General features: G+C 57.1%; 20 protein-coding genes. 3 read left to right on the top strand and 17 right to left on the bottom strand.

The window, feature by feature from the left end; genetic code table 11:
• Positions 1–28 precede the first annotated feature (28 nt).
• Positions 29–1,432: a diguanylate cyclase gene (locus tag Q1B21_RS02310; protein ID WP_299885408.1), complete on the top strand. Its 1,404-nt coding sequence runs from the start codon at positions 29–31 to the stop codon at positions 1,430–1,432.
• On the opposite strand, the gene Q1B21_RS02315 is transcribed toward Q1B21_RS02310, so the two are convergent.
• The 4 genes from Q1B21_RS02315 to Q1B21_RS02330 are packed head-to-tail and all read right to left on the bottom strand — an operon-like array spanning position 1,429 to position 3,333.
• Positions 1,429–1,902: a periplasmic heavy metal sensor gene (locus Q1B21_RS02315; protein WP_299885410.1), complete on the bottom strand. Its 474-nt coding sequence runs from the start codon at positions 1,900–1,902 to the stop codon at positions 1,429–1,431. The genes Q1B21_RS02310 and Q1B21_RS02315 overlap by 4 nt on opposite strands.
• On the bottom strand, positions 1,899–2,252 hold the full coding sequence (locus tag Q1B21_RS02320) for a hypothetical protein (RefSeq protein ID WP_299885412.1): 354 nt from the start codon (positions 2,250–2,252) through the stop codon (positions 1,899–1,901). Before Q1B21_RS02320 ends, Q1B21_RS02315 begins: the two co-directional genes overlap by 4 nt.
• A complete protein-coding gene (locus tag Q1B21_RS02325; protein ID WP_299885415.1) occupies positions 2,245–2,859 on the bottom strand; it encodes an RNA polymerase sigma factor in 615 nt (204 codons plus the stop codon). The genes Q1B21_RS02320 and Q1B21_RS02325 overlap by 8 nt, the downstream gene beginning before the upstream one ends.
• A gap of 6 nt (positions 2,860–2,865) precedes the next feature.
• Entirely contained in the window at positions 2,866–3,333 is a 468-nt protein-coding gene (locus Q1B21_RS02330; protein WP_298932941.1) for an EF-hand domain-containing protein, read from the bottom strand.
• Between the two features lie 225 nt (positions 3,334–3,558).
• Here Q1B21_RS02330 and Q1B21_RS02335 point away from each other — a divergent pair, with 225 nt between their 5' ends.
• Both Q1B21_RS02335 and Q1B21_RS02340 read left to right on the top strand, forming a co-directional pair.
• Entirely contained in the window at positions 3,559–3,954 is a 396-nt protein-coding gene (locus Q1B21_RS02335; protein ID WP_299885418.1) for a DUF983 domain-containing protein, read from the top strand.
• Between the two features lie 25 nt (positions 3,955–3,979).
• Positions 3,980–4,681, top strand: coding sequence for an NUDIX hydrolase (locus Q1B21_RS02340; RefSeq protein WP_298932945.1), 702 nt, complete (start codon positions 3,980–3,982; stop codon positions 4,679–4,681).
• A 10-nt stretch (positions 4,682–4,691) separates the two neighbouring features.
• Here the strand turns inward: Q1B21_RS02340 and Q1B21_RS02345 are convergent, their stop codons facing one another.
• The 13 genes from Q1B21_RS02345 to nuoG form a co-directional block, all read right to left on the bottom strand.
• On the bottom strand, positions 4,692–6,359 hold the full coding sequence (locus Q1B21_RS02345) for a ribonuclease J (RefSeq protein WP_299885422.1): 1,668 nt from the start codon (positions 6,357–6,359) through the stop codon (positions 4,692–4,694).
• Entirely contained in the window at positions 6,356–7,135 is a 780-nt protein-coding gene (locus Q1B21_RS02350; RefSeq protein ID WP_298932948.1) for a type III pantothenate kinase, read from the bottom strand. The genes Q1B21_RS02345 and Q1B21_RS02350 overlap by 4 nt, the downstream gene beginning before the upstream one ends.
• Positions 7,136–7,146: 11 nt before the next feature.
• A complete protein-coding gene (locus Q1B21_RS02355; RefSeq protein ID WP_299885426.1) occupies positions 7,147–7,896 on the bottom strand; it encodes a biotin--[acetyl-CoA-carboxylase] ligase in 750 nt (249 codons plus the stop codon).
• A 54-nt stretch (positions 7,897–7,950) separates the two neighbouring features.
• Positions 7,951–9,393 (bottom strand): NADH-quinone oxidoreductase subunit NuoN, encoded by a 1,443-nt coding sequence (gene nuoN, locus Q1B21_RS02360; RefSeq protein ID WP_299885429.1) that lies wholly within the window; start codon positions 9,391–9,393, stop codon positions 7,951–7,953.
• A 15-nt stretch (positions 9,394–9,408) separates the two neighbouring features.
• On the bottom strand, positions 9,409–10,953 hold the full coding sequence (locus Q1B21_RS02365; protein ID WP_299885432.1) for an NADH-quinone oxidoreductase subunit M: 1,545 nt from the start codon (positions 10,951–10,953) through the stop codon (positions 9,409–9,411).
• Positions 10,953–13,106, bottom strand: a complete 2,154-nt coding sequence (gene nuoL, locus Q1B21_RS02370) for an NADH-quinone oxidoreductase subunit L (RefSeq protein WP_299885435.1) — start codon at positions 13,104–13,106, stop codon at positions 10,953–10,955. The genes Q1B21_RS02365 and nuoL overlap by 1 nt, the downstream gene beginning before the upstream one ends.
• A gap of 7 nt (positions 13,107–13,113) precedes the next feature.
• Positions 13,114–13,419 (bottom strand): NADH-quinone oxidoreductase subunit NuoK, encoded by a 306-nt coding sequence (gene nuoK / locus Q1B21_RS02375; RefSeq protein WP_005984024.1) that lies wholly within the window; start codon positions 13,417–13,419, stop codon positions 13,114–13,116.
• A gap of 250 nt (positions 13,420–13,669) precedes the next feature.
• Positions 13,670–14,272: an NADH-quinone oxidoreductase subunit J gene (locus tag Q1B21_RS02380; RefSeq protein WP_299885439.1), complete on the bottom strand. Its 603-nt coding sequence runs from the start codon at positions 14,270–14,272 to the stop codon at positions 13,670–13,672.
• Positions 14,269–14,679, bottom strand: coding sequence for a carboxymuconolactone decarboxylase family protein (locus Q1B21_RS02385; protein WP_299885442.1), 411 nt, complete (start codon positions 14,677–14,679; stop codon positions 14,269–14,271). The genes Q1B21_RS02380 and Q1B21_RS02385 overlap by 4 nt, the downstream gene beginning before the upstream one ends.
• Complete coding sequence (nuoI, locus tag Q1B21_RS02390) at positions 14,676–15,170, bottom strand: NADH-quinone oxidoreductase subunit NuoI (RefSeq protein ID WP_050602762.1); 495 nt, start codon at positions 15,168–15,170, stop codon at positions 14,676–14,678. Before nuoI ends, Q1B21_RS02385 begins: the two co-directional genes overlap by 4 nt.
• 1 nt (position 15,171) lies before the next feature.
• Positions 15,172–16,209, bottom strand: coding sequence for an NADH-quinone oxidoreductase subunit NuoH (nuoH, locus tag Q1B21_RS02395; RefSeq protein WP_298932966.1), 1,038 nt, complete (start codon positions 16,207–16,209; stop codon positions 15,172–15,174).
• Positions 16,202–16,426, bottom strand: a complete 225-nt coding sequence (locus Q1B21_RS02400; protein WP_299885447.1) for a hypothetical protein — start codon at positions 16,424–16,426, stop codon at positions 16,202–16,204. Before Q1B21_RS02400 ends, nuoH begins: the two co-directional genes overlap by 8 nt.
• On the bottom strand, positions 16,423–18,444 hold the full coding sequence (gene nuoG / locus Q1B21_RS02405; RefSeq protein ID WP_299885449.1) for an NADH-quinone oxidoreductase subunit NuoG: 2,022 nt from the start codon (positions 18,442–18,444) through the stop codon (positions 16,423–16,425). Before nuoG ends, Q1B21_RS02400 begins: the two co-directional genes overlap by 4 nt.
• Position 18,445 lies beyond the last annotated feature (1 nt).

Raw genomic sequence — 18,445 nt, forward strand, 5'->3', positions numbered from 1 at the left:
TCACGCATGCAATCAATGGTGAGCAACTATGTCCGTGCAGGGAACCATCCTTGTCCTCGACGGGGTATCAACCAACCGCATTATGCTGAAGGTTCAGCTGACCGCGGCATGGTACCACGTGGTTCAGGGTGAAAAACTCAAAGGGTTGACGTCGCTGGTGCGCCGAACCCGGCCAGACTTGGTGCTGACAGCGCAGACATTGCCCGATGGTACTGCGGCAGACGTAAAAAAGCTGATCACAACACAACCAGATCTCGTCGACGTTCCCGTTGTCGCGATTGCACCACAGAACGATAATGAGGCGCGTCTGCGTGCATTGGCGGATGGGCTGGATGATGTCCTGACGCATCCTTACAAAGACGCGCTGCTGTTGGCCCGTATCCGAAGCTTACTGCGCGTGCATGCAGACACACAGGAGTTACAGGTCGACAACGGGGGCCAATCAATCGGGTTTGCGGAATCAGCCACCGCTTTGATCACACCCCCCCAAACGGCCCGTGTAGACATTCTGGCACAGACAGCGCGAACGGGCTCAGCCTGGCAAAAGGCGTTATCCGATCAAAGTCGACATCAGATTTCCTGGCACACTCGGTCAAACTTCAACGGTGTGTTGTCCGGATCAATTCCGGACGCAATAGTGGTTGAATTGGATGCAAGCCCCTACGGGTTGAACGTCCTGGCCGATCTCAGATCGCGCAGCGCCACGCGGCACACTGTTTTGATTGGTGTGCTGAAGGACAACAATGCCTCCATGGCCTCCGAAATTCTGGACCGCGGCGCCGACGCCGTATGTTTGGGCGGGTTTTGTGCAGAAGAAATTGAGCTACGCCTGAAAAATCAGATAGCCCGCAAAGCGCGGATAGACCAGATGCGTGCATCGTTGCGACAGGGTATTGCAGAATCCTGGATTGATCCGCTGACCGGCCTGCACAATCGTCGCTACGCGATGCGTGCTATGGACCAGATTACTCGGCAGTCGATGCAATCCAACCAAGGCTTCGCCGTCATGCTCGCGGATCTCGATCATTTCAAAACAATCAACGACCGTTATGGGCATGCAAACGGCGATTTCGTTCTGTCTCAGGCTGCCGAGCGTATGCAGAGTATCCTGGGATCAAATGGTTTTATCGCCCGGATCGGCGGGGAAGAATTCATGATCGGCACGTCAGATCTGTCCCGAGATGCGGCATTGAGGCTTGCAGAATCGCTTTGCAACTGCATATGCGATGAACCCTTTCATCTGCCCGATCAACAAGAACCGATCTCTGTCACGATCAGTGTTGGCCTGAAACTGTCGAACCCGTCGAAACCAACAGAAGATCCCCAGTCTTTCGAAAAAGTAATAAGATGCGCGGACAAAGCGCTCTATGCCGCTAAACGAGCCGGACGCAATCGGGTATGGGTCAGGCCAAGCGCGGCATTATCCAACTAGTCTTTTTTCTTGCGTGAATGCGGACCTTTCTGGATCACCTCTTGCAGGCGTTCGGCATAGGTCTGACGCTCTTCATCGCTCATGGCAGTGACCCGAGCCATCCATTGCGCCTGCAACTCAGATTGCAGATCTGCCGTTGCCTGAGCCTGTTGCTGCAGCAATCCTTCAACCGCAACCGGATCGAACGGAACAGCGCGCAGAGCCGCACTGATGGCTTCAAACCCCTGAGTTCGCGCGTTTGACCCTTCTTTGTGCAGTCCGGACAATTCACCCCGCATTGCTTTGCGATCTTCTTTCGGCAACGCACGATAAAGTGCCGGTCCAAACCCCGGCGGCGCCTTGGCATGATCGCTGCCCTTCACACGCAGCACCGTTCCGACGGCAACACCGACTATCAACAAATTCAGGGCCAGCGACACGATCAGTACCACTGACATCCATCGCCGCTTTGTTTTGGGTTCAGCGTTCATTCCGTATTCTCCAGAAAACTCGTATCAAATCCGAGGTCGGCCACCAGATAGCTTGTATCCTGCGCCGTCAGCAGGTTGGCCGGATCGGGTAAGAATGTCGGGGCCGCAAAGCCGATCCAGACGCCAGCTGCGCTGGCTGCAACCAAACCGCCAAAGCCTTGCCAACCGCCAATAGTTTCAAAAAGCCGCGTCCAGGCCCCGCGTTTCGGGCGGGCCGTGGGCGCCAAACGCTCCAACCGAATCGCTTCGGCGTCCGTTTGGATGCGCACAACCAGATCATCAGCCAACGTTAGCCGATCTCGCCTTGCGTCGGCGAACAGATGATCCAGTTTCAGGTCTTCATCAGCCATTGTCATACCCCAATTCATCTCGTCGGTCGGCCAGTATAGCAGCCAAAGATCGTTTTCCACGCGCCGTCAGGCTTTCAACTGCTTCTACTGAAATACCCATGACCCCTGCGATCTCGGGGTTGGGCAGCTCTTCGATATGGCGCAAGACCACCGCCTGCCGCTGCCGTTCCGGCAATTCCGATAAAGCAAGCTGTAGCGCATCTTTGCGGGCCTCGTCCTGCAATCGGTCAACCACGCTGGCCTTGCCGTCTTCGGGCTCGGGCACGTCGGACAATCTGTCAGGCCTTTTTTTGCGCCTGATGTCCACGCACAGATTCAACGTCACCCGATACAGCCATGTTGACACTTTGGCGGTTCCTGGCACCCAATCTGGCGCCATCTGCCAAAGCCGCATCATCGCGTCCTGTGTCACATCTTCGGCCTCGGCACGGTTCCCTAGCATACGCAAAGCAACCGAAAAACTGCGTGGTCCCAAACGATCTGTCAAAACACGCGCCGCCCCGGCGTCACCATCGGCAAAGCGCCTCAGCAACGCATCGTCGCTGAGGTCGTTCGCGGCGAAATCAACGCCGCGAACATCTTGCGGATGGGAGGTCAGGTCCTCCATCCTGCATCAGTTATTGTCAGAGTCAGCCGCATCACGTTTCTTTTTGTGACGGCCCATCTTGTCCTTGGCATCGGCAAATTCCTGTTCCGAGATCCCACCGCTGTTATCCGCATCGATCCGGTCAAACATCTTGTCAGCCCGGCGCTGTTTCGGCAACTCGTCTTCGCTCAGATATCCGTCGTTGTTGGCGTCATGCTTTTCGAACATCTTCGCGACGCGATCGTTGGTGCGCTGCTGTCTGGCAGCCTGCACTTCCTCAACGCTTAACTGTCCGTCGCCGTCAGTGTCGGCATTTGTGAAACGCTGGCTGCGCTGGGCCTGCATCTCTTCTTGTGTCACTTGGCCATCACCATTGGCGTCAAGTTCTTCGAAAGACACGGGTTCGCGGTCTTTTGGACCGGCCGCCAAAACGGATGTGCCTGTGATTGCGACCGCCGAAAGAACTATGGCCGGGATGAATTTTGCGTTTTTCATATCGGTTTTCCCTTGCTGGCGCGACCTTATTGCCGCTGCTCATATCTATTCAAACGCAGCACCGTTGGGTTTCCGTCGCCAAAAAAAGAAAATCTTTTCGGCTGCCCGGAAACACACCCTGACTACTTTCCCTCAACCAGGCGGCACAAAGCGACGCACCCCCCTTTATTGTGGACTCAAACAGGCGCACTATCTGTCAAATATGAATGCGCGAGTTTTACTAAGATGGATCAAACGATCGACACGACGACAGAGAATGAGCGTCCGACATGGCCCGCTCTGGTCAAAGGGTTTCGGTGCAAATGCCCAAACTGTGGCGAAGGCAAGATTTTGCACAGCTACCTGAAAGTCAACGACACCTGCGCGATCTGTGGAGAAGAGCTGTTCCATCATCGTGCGGATGACGGACCGGCCTATCTGACGATCCTTCTGGTCGGGCACCTGCTGGCACCTGCCTTACACGTGTCATATGTGCATTGGCGCCCGGATCCATGGACCATGGCCATAAGCCTGTCGATCGCGTGTGTTGCGCTGTCCCTCTTCCTTCTTCCGCGACTGAAGGGGGCTGTCGTTGCCTATCAATGGGCGCGACGCATGAACGGGTTTGAAAAACCCTCGTGACCCAGGCAGGCAGGTTAGACAGGGCATGACCACCGATAAAACCGCAATCCGAAACGCAGCCACTGTCATTGTGCTGCGGGACCGCATGACTAACCCTTCGATCCTGATGGGTCAGCGCGGTGCAAAAGCGGCCTTTATGCCAAACAAATTTGTCTTCCCAGGTGGAGCCGTCGATCCTGCGGATGCAGACGTGCCCTTGGCCACAGCGCTTCCCGATCTGTGTCATGAACGCCTGTCGGAAAAGTCCGAAAACGGCATGCAAGCGGCATTAGCTGCCGCTGCTATTCGGGAGCTATGGGAAGAAACAGGTCTGATCCTGGGGCAGCCGGGTGTATGGCCTCAGAATGCTCCAGCCGATTGGCAGAGCTTTGCCCAAAAAGGGTTCATGCCATCCGCAGCTGCGTTGCAGTTCGTGTTTCGCGCGGTCACGCCGCCGGGTCGCCCACGCCGGTTCGACGCCCGTTTTTTTCTTGTCGACGCTGCTGCAATACAAGGCGACCTGGACGATTTCAGTCACGCCTCGGACGAGCTTTCTCATTTGCAATGGGTCGAGCTGGATCGGGCACGGGATCTGGACCTGCCATTCATTACCGAGGTTGTTCTGGCCGAGATTGCGGGTCGCATTTCGGACCCGGAACCACCCGAATCCGTCCCGTTTTACCTAAACAAAGAAGAACAAAGCCTGTTTCTGCGGCTCAGAGGATACCCCATGCCCGAGATTGACTGAGGCCGTCGGATTACTTCATCCGGCTTACAACTACAGTCACTTCGGGCTTTTTGCCGATTTCGGATTTCGCAGTTTGGCGCGCGATCCGGCGCATTTCTTCTTCCAGCCTGTCGTCATCTCGCAACGTCTTGGCTTCGGCGCGCATCAGAAACTGGTTAAGGTCTTCCTCCAGAACTTCAACCAGTGCCGCACGCGATGTCCCAATCTCAGGCAGGCCCATCGTATCGCACCATGGCTCACCCAACGGTTCATCCTCTTCATCCAGAATAACCGTGACCGTGATGTGCCCGTTCAGTGCCATGCGAATACGATCCCGCACAACCCCGTCCAGTGCGCCGACCTTGACGGACCCATCCAGATAGGTCCGACCGGTCTCGACGAAATCCACGACCTTGGGCGCATTTCCGGTCAAATCCAGCATGGTTCCGTTCACCGCCAGCACCCCGGTGCGGCCACCCGCTTCTGCCAGTTTGGCATGTTCACGCAGATGCCTGTGTTCACCATGCATCGGAATGACCATCTGTGGATCGACCAAACCATGAACCTGTTCCAGATCGGGGCGGTTGGCATGGCCCGAGACGTGATACAAGCCCGCGCCGTCATCCACCACATCCACACCCTTTTCGCTGAGCTGGTTCATGATGAAAATCACACCACGCTCGTTCCCAGGAATGGTTTTGGACGAGAACAAGAACAGGTCGCCCTCTTTCAGCTCCAACCCACGATACTTGCCACGCGCCAGCTGTGCGCTGGCAGCCCGGCGCTCGCCCTGGCTGCCTGTGACGATCAGCATCAGGTTCTGGCGCGGCAGGTCCAGGGCTTCTTCGGCGCTTATCACGCGTGGGAAATCGGACAAGATGCCGGTTTCGGTCGCAGCCTCGATCATTCTGCGCATGGCGCGACCCAGCAACACAACCGAACGCCCGGCTCTTTCGCCTGCCTCGGCCAGCGTTTTGACCCGCGCAACGTTGGATGCAAACGTGGTTGCAACCACCATGCTTTCCGCGTTTTCGACCAGTTTGGTGATCTCAGGGCCGACCTCCGACTCCGAACGACCGGCATGAGTTGAAAACACATTGGTACTGTCACAAACCAACGCCTTGACACCTGGCCTGGCCACTTCGCCCCACAGGTTTTGGTCAAAGGGCTCGCCCACAACGGGGTTCGCATCCAGTTTGAAATCACCGGTATGCACGATCCGGCCAGCGGGCGTATCGATCACCAGCGCAGCGCTTTCCGGGATCGAGTGCGAAACCGGCAAAAAACCCACTTTGAAGGGACCAACCGAGATTTGTTCCGGCCATGCAGACGCCGTATGAACTGCGTCTTCCGGATGGCCATGTTCTTCCATCTTGCGACGCGCGATGTTGGCCGTAAACGCTCGTGCATAAACCGGCGCCTTCAAAGCATCATAGCAATGCGCAACAGCGCCCACGTGGTCTTCATGCGCATGCGTAACAAATACAGCTTCCAACTGGTCCGCTCGTTCCCGCAGCCACGAGATATCGGCATGAATCAGATTCACCCCGGGCGTTGTGTCCATATCCGGGAATGTCACGCCCAAATCCACAAGGATCAGACGCTCCTGACCGGGTTTTCCATAACCATAAACGTAAGCGTTCATGCCAATTTCACCTGCGCCGCCCAGCGGCAGGTAGATCAGTCTTTCGCTGCTCATGTCGACCCGTTTTCCTTGTTATAGCGATGGATCACGGTCAGGCCGTGCATCGTCAAATCATCTTCGATTGCGTCGAACCCTACGTCGGCCTGATCGAACAAGGGCGCGAGACCACCGGTTCCAACGACTTTCATCGGCATTCCGTATTCCGTCTTTATGCGGGCAATAAGCCCCTCGATCAGCCCGGAATAGCCCCAATACACGCCAGACTGGATGCAGCCAACCGTATTCGTGCCGATAACTTTTTCTGGGCGGGTAATGTCGATATGCGGCAACGCTGCGGCCCCCTGATGCAAGGCCTCAAGGCTGAGGTTGACACCGGGTGCAATGATCCCACCGACATATGCACCATCCGCCGCCACCACATCGAAATTGGTCGCTGTGCCAAAGTCAACAACAACGATATTGCCGCCATGGCGGTCAAAAGCCGCGGCCGCATTGGCCAGTCGGTCCGGGCCCGGAACAGTTCCTTCGTCGATACGAGGGTTCACAGGCAGCAGGCATTCGGGTTTACCGACCACCAAGGGTCGGCAGCCAAAAAAACGGTCTGCAAAAACACGCAGGTTGAACACGACACGCGGGACGGTTGATGCGATTATCACGTCACTAATGTCCGCCTCGATCCCGTAGTGTTTCACCAGCGTCGAGTACCACGTGAAATAGGCATCCGCCGTTCGTGCGTGGTGGGTCGAAGTACGCAAGGTGCATAGGAACTTCTCACCATCCCAAATCGAGAAGACGGTATTGGTGTTGCCGCAATCAATGGCCAGAAGCATCTGAGCCCCTTTCAGAAAAACACATCCGCCGCCGGAATGCTGACACGGCCTTTTGCGGTGTTTAGGACAAGGTTACCCCCCGCGTCCACCGTTTCAAAGGTTCCTACGGTCTCGGACGTTGCGGTACGTGCGGTGATGACTTCGCCCAACCGCGCGGCACTGGACAACCACGCTATGCGGATCGGATCAAACCCATATGTGACAAACTGCGTTTCGTACCGCGCGTAAGCAGCCGCCAGTTCGGTCAGGAAATCATCGGGCGAGACAAGCGCCCCGGTTTCCGATAGCAATGAGACCGGGCGCAAAGCTTGGGGTTCCACCATTTCAACACCGGGGGCTTCGGCCAAATTCACACCAATGCCGATGGCCAGATGTGAGACGCCGCGCCCCTGCCCCATGCTCTCAAGCAGAATGCCCGCCAGTTTGCCCCCGTTCAAAAGAACGTCGTTCGGCCATTTCAAGGATAACCCCGCGGCGCGTCCCGTCACGGCGACACAGGCATCGAACAGCGCCAAAGCCGCCACAAAGCTGCGCAGCGCAATCTGATCTGGCGTCCCTTGCGGGTGCAGCAACAACGTAGCCGCCAGATTACCTTTCGGATTGGTCCAGGCCCGGCCACGCCGACCGCGTGCAACGGTTTGATGATGTGCCATGATCCAAACAGGCCCCTGAGCTGTTGGGGCAATGCGCGCAGCCTCGTTCAATGTGCTGTCGACCTCCTGCAGCACGTGAAGCCCGTATCCCTGCGGCCAGTCGCTCATGTCAAAAAGGCTCGATCCACAGACCGAGCCCCTTGTGTAGGAAGCATTCGAAGATCAGTTGACAAGTGTTGCCGCCGCAGCAGCCGCTGCGCCCTCGATACCGAACTGATAGAACACGCCGATCAACATCAAAGCCGCAGATCCCATCAAGGCCACCCACAAAACGGGCGTCGATCGGGTTTCGATCGGTTCCTCGTTTTCATCCCCAAAATACATGTAGAACACGATCCGGAGATAATAGAACGCGCCAATCACCGAAGCGATCGCCGAGACGACGACCAGCCCGGTCAGCCCGGCGCTGACACCGGCCTGCCAAACACCGAACTTGGCAAAAAAGCCCAACATTGGTGGAACGCCCGCAAGGCTGAACATCAGGATCAGAACGGCCAGTGCCTTACCCGGGTCACGTTTCGAATACTGGCGCAGCGCGTCAATATCAGTGACGGGTTTGCCATCACGTTCCATCATCAAAATGAACGCGAACGTGCCGATATTCATCGTCACATAGATCGCCAGATACATCAGCATGGCCTTGATACCCAACTCGGTACCTGCAGCGAGGCCGATCAGGGCATAGCCCATATGAGCGATCGACGAAAACGCCATCAGGCGTTTGATGTTGCGTTGCCCGATTGCAGCCACAGCACCCAACAGCATCGACAAGACGGACAATAGGACGATGACCTGCTGCCAGTCTTTCACCACACCACCGAACGCATCGTGTAGCACTCGGGCAAATAACGCCATCGCGGCCACTTTGGGTGCGGTTGCAAAGAAGGCTGTAATAGGTGTTGGAGAACCCTCGTAAACATCCGGGGTCCACATATGGAAGGGCACGGCCGAAACCTTGAAGGCCAGGCCCGAAATCAGGAAGATAAGGCCGAATAACAAACCAACCGAAACATCTCCGTGATGCACGGTCTGTATGATGCCCGAGAATAGTGTTGTTCCGGTGAAGCCATATACCAACGATGCACCGTAAAGCAGTAGGCCCGAGCTGAGCGCGCCTAGAACGAAGTACTTCAGACCGGCTTCGGTCGATTTTGCGCTGTCCCGGCGCAACGCTGCCACGACATAGAGCGCCAATGACTGCAGTTCCAGACCCATATAAAGCGACATCAGATCGCCGGCACTGACCATCATCATCATGCCTACGGCTGCGAGCGCCACCAACAGGGGGTATTCGAAGCGCAACAGATCCCGGCGCGCCATGTAGTCTTGACTCATCACCAAAACAGAGGCAGCCGACAACAGGATCGCAACCTTGGCAAAGCGTGAAAATCCGTCATCGACGAACATGCCGTTGAAGGCCACATTCGTGCCGTCGCCATTGGTGGCAATCCAAAACGCCAACAGCGCCATCAGACCCGCTGTCGCCCAGATCAGGACCGGAGCCAGCGCATCCTTTGTGGTATAGACAGCCCCGATCAGCGCCGCCATCGCATAGATCGCAAGAATGATTTCCGGCAGGATAATTGTCAGATCAGCCTGGATCATGTTTCCAAAGCTCCCTTAATGCGATGCGGCCGTCTGGGTCACGGCCTCTGCCGCGGCCAGAGCCGTGTCATAGTTCGAGATCAGCGCAGCGGTCGAGTTGCCGATCACATCGGTCACCAGCGACGGATAGACCCCCAGCAGGATCGTCATGATGATCAGTGGTGCAAAGATCAGACGCTCTCGCGAAGTCATGTCTGTCATGGCCTTCAGGCTTTCCTTGATCAGGTCGCCAAAGACCACCCGACGATAAAGCCACAGCGCATATCCAGCAGAAAAGATCACACCCGTTGCCGCCACAGCCGTCACCCAGGTATTGACTTGGAATGCGCCCATCATTGTCAGGAATTCGCCGATGAAGCCACTTGTGCCCGGCAGGCCAACATTCGCCATCGTGAACAGCATGAAGACCAATGCATAGGCAGGCATGCGAATGACCAGACCGCCATACGCATCGATCTCGCGCGTGTGCATCCGGTCATAGATCACGCCGACGCACAGGAATAACGCTGCTGAGATGAACCCGTGGCTGAGCATCTGGAAGATAGCTCCGTCGATGCCCTGCTGGTTCGCTGCAAAAATTCCCATGGTCACAAAGCCCATATGTGCAACCGAAGAATAAGCGATCAGCTTTTTCATGTCCTCCTGCACCAGCGCCACCAGTGATGTGTAAACAACCGCAATCGCAGACATCCACAGCACAACATCGGTCATCACCGCAGAGCCCACTGGGAACATAGGCAAGCTGAACCGTAAGAAGCCATAGCCGCCCATCTTCAACAAGATCGCCGCCAGCACGACCGACCCCGCCGTCGGGGCCTGAACGTGCGCATCCGGCAGCCAGGTGTGAACGGGCCACATCGGCATCTTCACCGCAAAGCTGGCGAAGAAGGCCAGGAACATCAGCGTTTGCAATCCACCCACGACATATACGCCCAGAACACTGAACCCTTCGGACGAGAACTGATGTGTCATCAGCGCCTCGATATCCGTGGTGCCCGCATCCGCATACATCGCAACCATTGCCACCAGCATCAGAACTGAGCCGAGGAAGGTATACAGGAAGAACTTGAAGCTGGCGTATATCCGGTTCGCCCCGCCCCAAATCCCGATGATCAGGAACATCGGGATCAGGCCTGCCTCAAAGAACAGGTAGAACAACACCAGATCGAGCGCCATGAAGACGCCCAGCATCAGGGTTTCAAGCAGCAAGAAGGCGACCATGTATTCCTTGACACGGGTCGTCACGTTCCAGCTGGCCAGAATGGTCAGGGGCATAATGAAGGTGGTCAGCAGTACAAACAGCACGCTGATCCCATCAACGCCCATCTTGTATTTTAGGCCCATCAGCCATTCACCCTCTTCCACCATCTGGAAGCCGGTGTTGGATGGATCAAAGCCTGTATAGATGCCAATCGAAACCAGGAAAGTGACCGTGGTTGCCAACAGCGCGATCCACTTTGCATTGCGCTGTGCTGCCGCGTCGTCCCCGTGCAAGAACAGGGCCAAGATGCCTGCCGCAATGGCGGGGATGAAGGTGACGATCGAGAGGATGTTGTCCATTATTGCGCCCCTCCGCCGATCGACATCCAGGTGACAAGGGCTGCGATGCCCAGTACCATCCAGAACGCATAGGTAAAGATATACCCGGTCTGCGCCTTACCCGCGAGACGCGTGAAGAAGGGTACCACGCCCATGGCCACTCCGTTCAGGAAACCGTCGATTGTATTGCCGTCCCCGCGTTTCCACAGGAACCGGCCAATTGCCAAAGTCGGTTTGACGAAGACCGCATCGTAGATTTCATCAAAGTACCATTTGTTCAGCAGGAACAAATACAGCGGACGCTGGTTCGCGGCCAGACGTGCGGGCAGCGACGTGTTCACTATGTAGAACCAATAGGCAACTATAAACCCAAGTGCCATGGCCACAAAAGGTGAGACCTTGACCCATTTCGGAGCCGCATGCGCATCGTCCAGCACATGATTGTCCGGCGCAATGTACAAGGCGCCCTCGCCCGGCTCACCCGCAAATACATAGTGGTGATCGCCGCCAATGGCCGCTTTGTCATCATGCGCAGCTTGGTCGCCATGGCTTTCGTCCGCTTGCGCCTCATCGGCATGTGTGTCGTCACCATGGGTCTCATCAGCAGTGCCGTGGTCGCCGGCCGCGGCATGTTCTGATGCCTCAGCCACCGGAATGCCATAGAACTTGCCGACCTTGTCCGCGTGGCCAAAGAAGTTTCCGTACCAGATCATCCCGGCAAACACCGCGCCCAGCGACAGAACGCCCAGCGGTATCAGCATGGTCATCGGACTTTCATGCGCGTGCTCATGCGTATGCTTGTCGCCGCGTTGCTCCCCGTAGAATGTCAGGAAGATCAGGCGCCAGCTATAGAACGACGTGAACGCAGCCGCGATCACCAGCATCCAGAACGCGTAACCAGTGCCGCCGGCAAAGGCGCTTTCGATGATGGCATCCTTGGACAGAAATCCAGCAAATCCGATATGGGTCAGTGGAATGCCAACGCCGGTGATGGCAAGCGTTCCCATCATCATCGCCCAGAAGGTGTAGGGGATTCTCTTACGCAACCCGCCGTATTCCGTCATTTCCTGCTCGTGATGCATCGCGTGAATGACCGAACCCGCCCCAAGGAACAACAGCGCCTTGAAGAACGCGTGCGTCAGCAGGTGGAACATCGCAGCCGAGTACATCCCGACGCCAGCCGCCACGAACATATAACCCAGCTGAGAACAGGTCGAATAGGCAATGACGCGCTTGATGTCGGTCTGAACCAGACCCACGGTCGCGGCAAAGAACGCGGTGGACGCGCCAAGGAAGGTGATGAACCCGGTTGCACCCGGCGCGAACTCCATCAGCGGTGACATACGGCAGACAAGAAAGACACCAGCCGTCACCATGGTGGCCGCGTGGATCAGCGCGGACACAGGTGTCGGGCCTTCCATCGCGTCCGGCAACCATGTGTGCAGGATCAACTGTGCCGATTTGCCCATCGCGCCGATGAACAACAGAACACAAATCACTTCAATTGCGCTCCATTCGCCCCACAGGAAATGCAACTGCGTTTCAGCCAGTTTCGGGGCCGACGCGAAAACGTCGGAGAGGTTGATGCTGTCGGTCAGGAAGAACAGTGCAAAAATTCCTAGCGCAAATCCAAAGTCACCCACTCGGTTAACGACGAACGCTTTAATCGCGGCAGCGTTCGCCGTCGGCTTGCGATAGTAGAACCCGATCAGCAGGTAAGACGCGACACCCACACCTTCCCAGCCAAAGAACATCTGAACCAGATTGTCCGATGTCACCAGCATCAGCATGGCGAAGGTAAAGAACGACAGATAGGCAAAGAACCGTGGCTTATAGCTTTCGCCCTCGCGCCATTGCGGGTCGTTGTCCATGTAGCCAAAGGAGTACAGATGCACGAGCGCCGAGACGGTCGTCACCACGATCAGCATGATTGCGGTCAGCCGGTCCAGACGCACCGCCCAGCTTGTCGACAGCGAGCCGCTCTCGATCCAGCGCATGATCTCGATCTGTTGGGTGACACCGTCGAAGGTCAGGAAAACGATCCAGGACAGCAAACAGGCCAGAAACAGCAGGCCTGTGGCTGTCCACATGGCGGCTTTCTCGCCGATGAAGCGCCAGCCGAAGCCGCAAAGCAGCGCGCCCACGAGAGGGGCAAAGAGGATGGTGGTTTCCATAGTTCTCTTAGCCCTTCATCATATTGACGTCTTCAACCGCGATGGTGCCACGGTTGCGGAAGAAGCAGACCAGAATGGCCAGACCAATCGCCGCCTCGGCCGCCGCCACTGTCAGTACGAACAGCGTAAACACCTGTCCGACCAGATCGCCAAGGAAGCTTGAGAACGCCACGAGGTTGATATTCACCGCCAGTAGCATCAGTTCGATGCTCATAAGCAGAATAATGACGTTCTTGCGGTTCAGGAAGAGACCGAAGATGCCGATGACGAACAGCGTCGCCGCGACCGTAAGATAGTGTTCAAGTCCGATCATTGGTCCCCGTTCCCAAAGTAGTCGCGCGCCCACATCGCAATACAAACCGGCTGTAAGAACTTCATGCTATTGAAGCAAACATCCGTTCCGTTTCTGTTGGAACGCCAAATGCCATAAACGTGCGGATGGAGGCCCGGAATATCTGGGCCTTGCATCTCTCCGGGCCACTGCGGCAAACCATCAACGTCCGTGGTCGCAAGAGCGGCGCTCGAAAATGCAGCCAGCATTATGGCAAGAGTTAAGCGTCGCATCACAACCCCTGCCCCGGTTTCACGTCCTTCAATTCCATCGCCTTGGCCGGGTCGCGCATCATCTGGCCGATGATGTCCTGACGTTTGATGTCTTGACGGTGGCGCAGGGTCAGCACGATGGCGCCGATCATGGCCACCAGCAGGATCAGGCCCGCCAGTTGGAACAAAAGGAAATATTGATCGTAAAGGATGACACCCAGCGCTTCGGTGTTGTGGCGGTCCACGGGGATCGGTTGCGCCAGATTGGCGGCAGCACCCTGCGCGCTATCCCAGGCCCCAAAGGCCATTACGAACTGCATCAGGATGACCAGACCAATCAGCAGGGCCAGCGGCATATAGCGCGCCATCTCGGCCTTCAGCTCGGCAAAGTCCACGTCCAGCATCATCACCACAAAGAGGAACAGCACCGCGACCGCGCCGACATAGACGATGATCAGCAGCATTGCCACAAACTCGGCCCCCAGCAGCACGAACAGTCCCGCCGACGACAGGAAAGACAGGATCAGCCACAGCACCGAGTGCACCGGCTGGCGGCTGATCACCGTGAACAGCCCGCCGGTGATGGCACTGATGGCAAACAGGTAGAAGGCAAAGACGGTCATTGATCCTCATCCTTTTTGTCGCCCATGACCTCTTGCGCCAGTTCCAGCGCGCGGGTCATGGCCGGGATGCCGGCAAACACCGACATCTGACCGATCGTTTCCACGATCTCTTGTTTCCTGGCACCGGCCTCCAGCGCATGGCGCACGGTTTGACGCACCGCTGCATCGGCCTGCGCCCCCTGACAGGTCAGCCCTGCCAACGTCAGCAGCAGGCGGGTTTTGGCGTCCAACCCGTCGGTGTTGACGGTATTGCCGAACATCATCTCCATGACCTCTTTGGGCATGGTCGGCCACAGCGCCTCGAACCCTTTAGGCGAAAAGCTCTCCATCGCCGGGTTCATCGCCTTGGCCATGTCCTGAGCCTGCTTCATCATCAGCTCGAACGGATTTGTCGGCGTGTCACTCATCTGTACGGCGCGTCCATTTCCAGATTGCGGGCAATCTCGGCTTCCCAGCGTTCGCCGTTGTCGAGCAGTTTTTCCTTGTCGTAGAACAGCTCTTCGCGGGTTTCGGTAGCGAATTCGAAGTTCGGACCTTCGACGATGGCATCGACCGGGCAGGCCTCCTGACAGAAACCGCAATAGATGCACTTGGTCATGTCGATGTCGTACCGCGTGGTGCGGCGGCTGCCATCTTCGCGCGGTTCGGCGTCGATGGTGATGGCCTGCGCCGGACAGATCGCTTCGCACAGCTTGCAGGCGATGCAGCGTTCTTCACCATTCGGATACCGGCGCAGAGCGTGCTCACCCCGGAACCGTGGCGACAGGGGCCCCTTTTCGTGCGGGTAGTTGATGGTGGCCTTGGGGGCAAAGAAGTACTTCAGCCCCAGCTTCATGCCGACCCAGAAGTCTTGCAGCAAAAAGTACTTGGCGGCGCGGGTGTAGTCGATTTGAGTCATATCAGCCTCCTACGCTCCAGCGGGCGAACGCGCCCCAGAACCAGTCGAATTTCGCTGCAAAGGCCACAAAGACCACCCATGCCAATGAGAACGGCAGGAAGACTTTCCAGCCCAGCCGCATCAGTTGGTCATAGCGGTAGCGGGGCGTGATTGCCTTGACCATTGCAAACAGGAAGAAGAAGAAAGCCATCTTGGCGATCATCCACAATACGCCATCCGGCAAGCCAGGGATCGGTGACAGCCAGCCGCCGAAGAACAGCAGCGTGGTCAGCGCGCACATCAGGAAGATGGCGATGTATTCACCGGCCATGAACAGCAGGAAAGGCGTGGCCGAGTATTCGACCTGATAGCCTGCGACCAGTTCGGATTCCGCCTCGGGCAGATCAAACGGGGGGCGATTGGTTTCGGCAAGCGCCGAGATGAAGAACAGGAACACCATCGGGAAATGCGGTAGCCAGTACCAGTTGAACAGGCCTAGATTGCCGTCCTGTGCCTGTACGATGGCCCCGAAATTCATCGATCCGGTCGAGATTATCACGCCGATGATGATCAGGCCGATGGAGACCTCATAAGAGATCATCTGCGCTGCCGAGCGCAGCGAACCCAGGAACGGGTACTTTGAGTTTGATGCCCAACCGCCCATAATCACGCCATAAACTTCCAACGAAGACACAGCAAAGACGTACAGAATGGCCACGTTGATATCGGACAGGACCCAGCCGTCGTTGAACGGGATCACCGCCCAGGCGATCATCGCCAAGACAAAGGATGTCAAAGGGGCGAGGATAAATACTGTGCGGTCGGCCCCGGCGGGTATGACCACCTCTTTGACCACATATTTCAGAGCGTCTGCTACGGTTTGCAGCAAGCCGTAGACGCCAACCACGTTGGGCCCCCGGCGCATCTGAACAGCCGCCCAAATCTTGCGGTCGCCATAGACAAGGAACAACAGTGAGATCATCACAAAGGCAACAACCGCAAGCACTTGCGCCAGAATGATGATGGCTATTCCGCCTGGGGTGTTAAAGAATTCAGCCATTGGTCCTCACACCGTGGGTATTCCGTTTTCCGCGTGCGATGCAAAGGCCATGTGCCTGCGCATATTGCGGCTGGGTCGGCGTGTTGGTGTAAACAGCATCTGCCGCTATTGCGCCACCCTTTTTGTTCAGCGTCATATCCAAATCGCACGCGGCCGCCCGCCACCTTGTGTCACGTGCAGGCGCGCTTGAACGCGATATGACGAAAGTCTGCTTCATTCCGCGGCAATCTGCTCGGATTTGCGGGCCTGTGCCTGCGCCGACAGTTCTGCCATCAACTCTGAGGCGCGCGCGATCGGGTTGGTCAGATAGAAGTCTTTGATTGCATTGCGGAAAGTTGCCTTGCCCAGAGCGGCCGGGTCCAATGCCTGAACTTCGTTCTCAATCACTTCGTCGAGGCGCGCCAGATGCGGCACTGCTTCGATCAACGTGCTGCGCAGCTGGGCCAGCGAGTCAAAGGGCAACGTGGCACCCAATTCCGCCGACAAAGCCCGCAAGATAGCCCAGTTTTCCTTAGCTTCACCCGGCGCAAAGCCTGCGCGCATCGCCAGCTGAGGGCGACCTTCTGTGTTCACGAACAGACCGTTTTCTTCGGTATAGGCGGCACCCGGCAAGATTACGTCAGCGCGGTGGGCACCGCGATCGCCATGGCTGCCCTGATAGATCACAAAAGCGCCGTCGCTGATCTCGACCTCGTCCGCCCCGAGGTTATAGATCACATCGGCAGCGCCGACGGCATCCATACCGCCTTCGTTGGTCGCATCCACATCCATCGCACCAACACGCGAAGCTGCGGTATGCAGGATGAGCAGACCGCTTTCGGTATCTGTCGCAACGCTTTGCGCAGCGGCCAGAACGGCAGCACCGTCCGCTTCTTGCAACGCGCCCTGCCCAACAATAACCAGTGAACGTTTATCCTTGATTTCGTCGTCGCCACTCATGTCGACGACCTTTTGCAGCGCCGCCCGGTCATCCCCCATATGGTGATAGCCGTAGGTCAGATCCACCGCCTGCCCGACCAACGCCACCTCGGCCCCGTGTATCCAAGCCTTGCGGATACGCGCGTTCAGAACCGGTGCTTCGTCGCGCGGATTTGTTCCAATCAGCAGAATGCGCTCGGCAGTATCGATGTCTTCAATCGCAGCCGTTCCAGCATAAGCACCTCGATTGCCCGCAGGCAGCTTGGCCCCATCGGTGCGGCATTCAACAACGCCACCCTGCCCGTCAATCACCTGTTTTAGCGCAAAGGCTGCCTCGACCGGCACCAAATCACCCACGATTCCAGCTGGTTTTTTGGCTCCTTTGAACGCTTCGGCCACTTTGGCAAGTGCCTCTGGCCATGTCGCAGCACGCAGTTTGCCGTTTTCACGCACGTAAGGCCGGTCCAACCGCTGACGACGCAAACCGTCCCAGACAAAGCGGGTCTTGTCGCTGATCCATTCCTCATTTACGCCGTCATGATTGCGCGGCAGGAACCGCATCACTTCGCGGCCTTTGGTGTCGACGCGAATGTTCGAACCCAAAGCATCCATCACATCAACAGATTCCGTCTTGGTCAGCTCCCAAGGCCGCGCGGTAAATGCGTAAGGCTTTGACGTCAGCGCTCCAACCGGGCAGAGATCAATGATATTGCCTTGCAAATTGGAGTCGAGCGTTTCGTTTAGATACGCCGTGATTTCGGCATCCTCTCCGCGGCCGGTTTGGCCCATCTGGGTGATCCCGGCCACCTCGGTGGTGAACCGAACGCAGCGCGTGCAGCTGATGCATCGGGTCATCGCGGTGCCGACAAGTGGTCCGAGGTTCAGATCGTCGACCGCGCGTTTGGCCTCTTTAAACCGTGACCCAGCCATACCGTAGGCCATTGCCTGATCCTGGAGGTCACACTCGCCGCCCTGATCACAGATCGGACAGTCCAGCGGGTGATTGATCAGCAGGAATTCCATCACCCCTTCGCGGGCCTTCTTGACCATAGGCGAGTTCGTCTTGACCACCGGCGCCTGCCCTTCCGGACCGGGGCGCAGATCGCGCACCTGCATCGCACAGGAGGCCGCCGGTTTCGGCGGGCCGCCAACAACTTCGACCAGGCACATCCGGCAGTTCCCGGCAATCGACAAGCGCTCGTGGTAACAAAAGCGCGGCACTTCGACCCCAGCCTGTTCGCAGGCCTGGATTAGGGTCATCGCACCATCGACTTCGATTTCCTGCCCGTCGATATTGACTTTGCGGAGGTCAGACATG

The organism is uncultured Ruegeria sp. (genome assembly GCF_947504215.1).
Classification (GTDB): domain Bacteria; phylum Pseudomonadota; class Alphaproteobacteria; order Rhodobacterales; family Rhodobacteraceae; genus Ruegeria.

Bases quoted from the DNA above. Each gene is read 5' to 3' on its own strand.
- nuoN (WP_299885429.1), bottom strand. From the start codon at position 9,393: ATGATCCAGGCTGATCTGACAATTATCCTGCCGGAAATCATTCTTGCG.
- nuoH (WP_298932966.1), bottom strand. From the start codon at position 16,209: ATGGCTGAATTCTTTAACACCCCAGGCGGAATAGCCATCATCATTCTG.
- Q1B21_RS02345 (WP_299885422.1), bottom strand. From the start codon at position 6,359: ATGAGCAGCGAAAGACTGATCTACCTGCCGCTGGGCGGCGCAGGTGAA.
- Q1B21_RS02365 (WP_299885432.1), bottom strand. From the start codon at position 10,953: ATGGACAACATCCTCTCGATCGTCACCTTCATCCCCGCCATTGCGGCA.
- Q1B21_RS02350 (WP_298932948.1), bottom strand. From the start codon at position 7,135: ATGCTTCTGGCCATTGATTGCGGCAACACCAATACCGTCTTCTCGATT.
- Q1B21_RS02310 (WP_299885408.1), top strand. From the start codon at position 29: ATGTCCGTGCAGGGAACCATCCTTGTCCTCGACGGGGTATCAACCAAC.
- Q1B21_RS02385 (WP_299885442.1), bottom strand. From the start codon at position 14,679: ATGAGTGACACGCCGACAAATCCGTTCGAGCTGATGATGAAGCAGGCT.
- Q1B21_RS02325 (WP_299885415.1), bottom strand. From the start codon at position 2,859: ATGGAGGACCTGACCTCCCATCCGCAAGATGTTCGCGGCGTTGATTTC.
- nuoL (WP_299885435.1), bottom strand. From the start codon at position 13,106: ATGGAAACCACCATCCTCTTTGCCCCTCTCGTGGGCGCGCTGCTTTGC.
- Q1B21_RS02355 (WP_299885426.1), bottom strand. From the start codon at position 7,896: ATGAGCGACTGGCCGCAGGGATACGGGCTTCACGTGCTGCAGGAGGTC.
- nuoI (WP_050602762.1), bottom strand. From the start codon at position 15,170: ATGACTCAAATCGACTACACCCGCGCCGCCAAGTACTTTTTGCTGCAA.
- Q1B21_RS02335 (WP_299885418.1), top strand. From the start codon at position 3,559: ATGGATCAAACGATCGACACGACGACAGAGAATGAGCGTCCGACATGG.
- Q1B21_RS02400 (WP_299885447.1), bottom strand. From the start codon at position 16,426: ATGAAGCAGACTTTCGTCATATCGCGTTCAAGCGCGCCTGCACGTGAC.
- Q1B21_RS02320 (WP_299885412.1), bottom strand. From the start codon at position 2,252: ATGGCTGATGAAGACCTGAAACTGGATCATCTGTTCGCCGACGCAAGG.
- Q1B21_RS02380 (WP_299885439.1), bottom strand. From the start codon at position 14,272: ATGACCGTCTTTGCCTTCTACCTGTTTGCCATCAGTGCCATCACCGGC.
- Q1B21_RS02315 (WP_299885410.1), bottom strand. From the start codon at position 1,902: ATGAACGCTGAACCCAAAACAAAGCGGCGATGGATGTCAGTGGTACTG.
- Q1B21_RS02340 (WP_298932945.1), top strand. From the start codon at position 3,980: ATGACCACCGATAAAACCGCAATCCGAAACGCAGCCACTGTCATTGTG.
- Q1B21_RS02330 (WP_298932941.1), bottom strand. From the start codon at position 3,333: ATGAAAAACGCAAAATTCATCCCGGCCATAGTTCTTTCGGCGGTCGCA.
- nuoK (WP_005984024.1), bottom strand. From the start codon at position 13,419: ATGATCGGACTTGAACACTATCTTACGGTCGCGGCGACGCTGTTCGTC.
- nuoG (WP_299885449.1), bottom strand. From the start codon at position 18,444: ATGTCTGACCTCCGCAAAGTCAATATCGACGGGCAGGAAATCGAAGTC.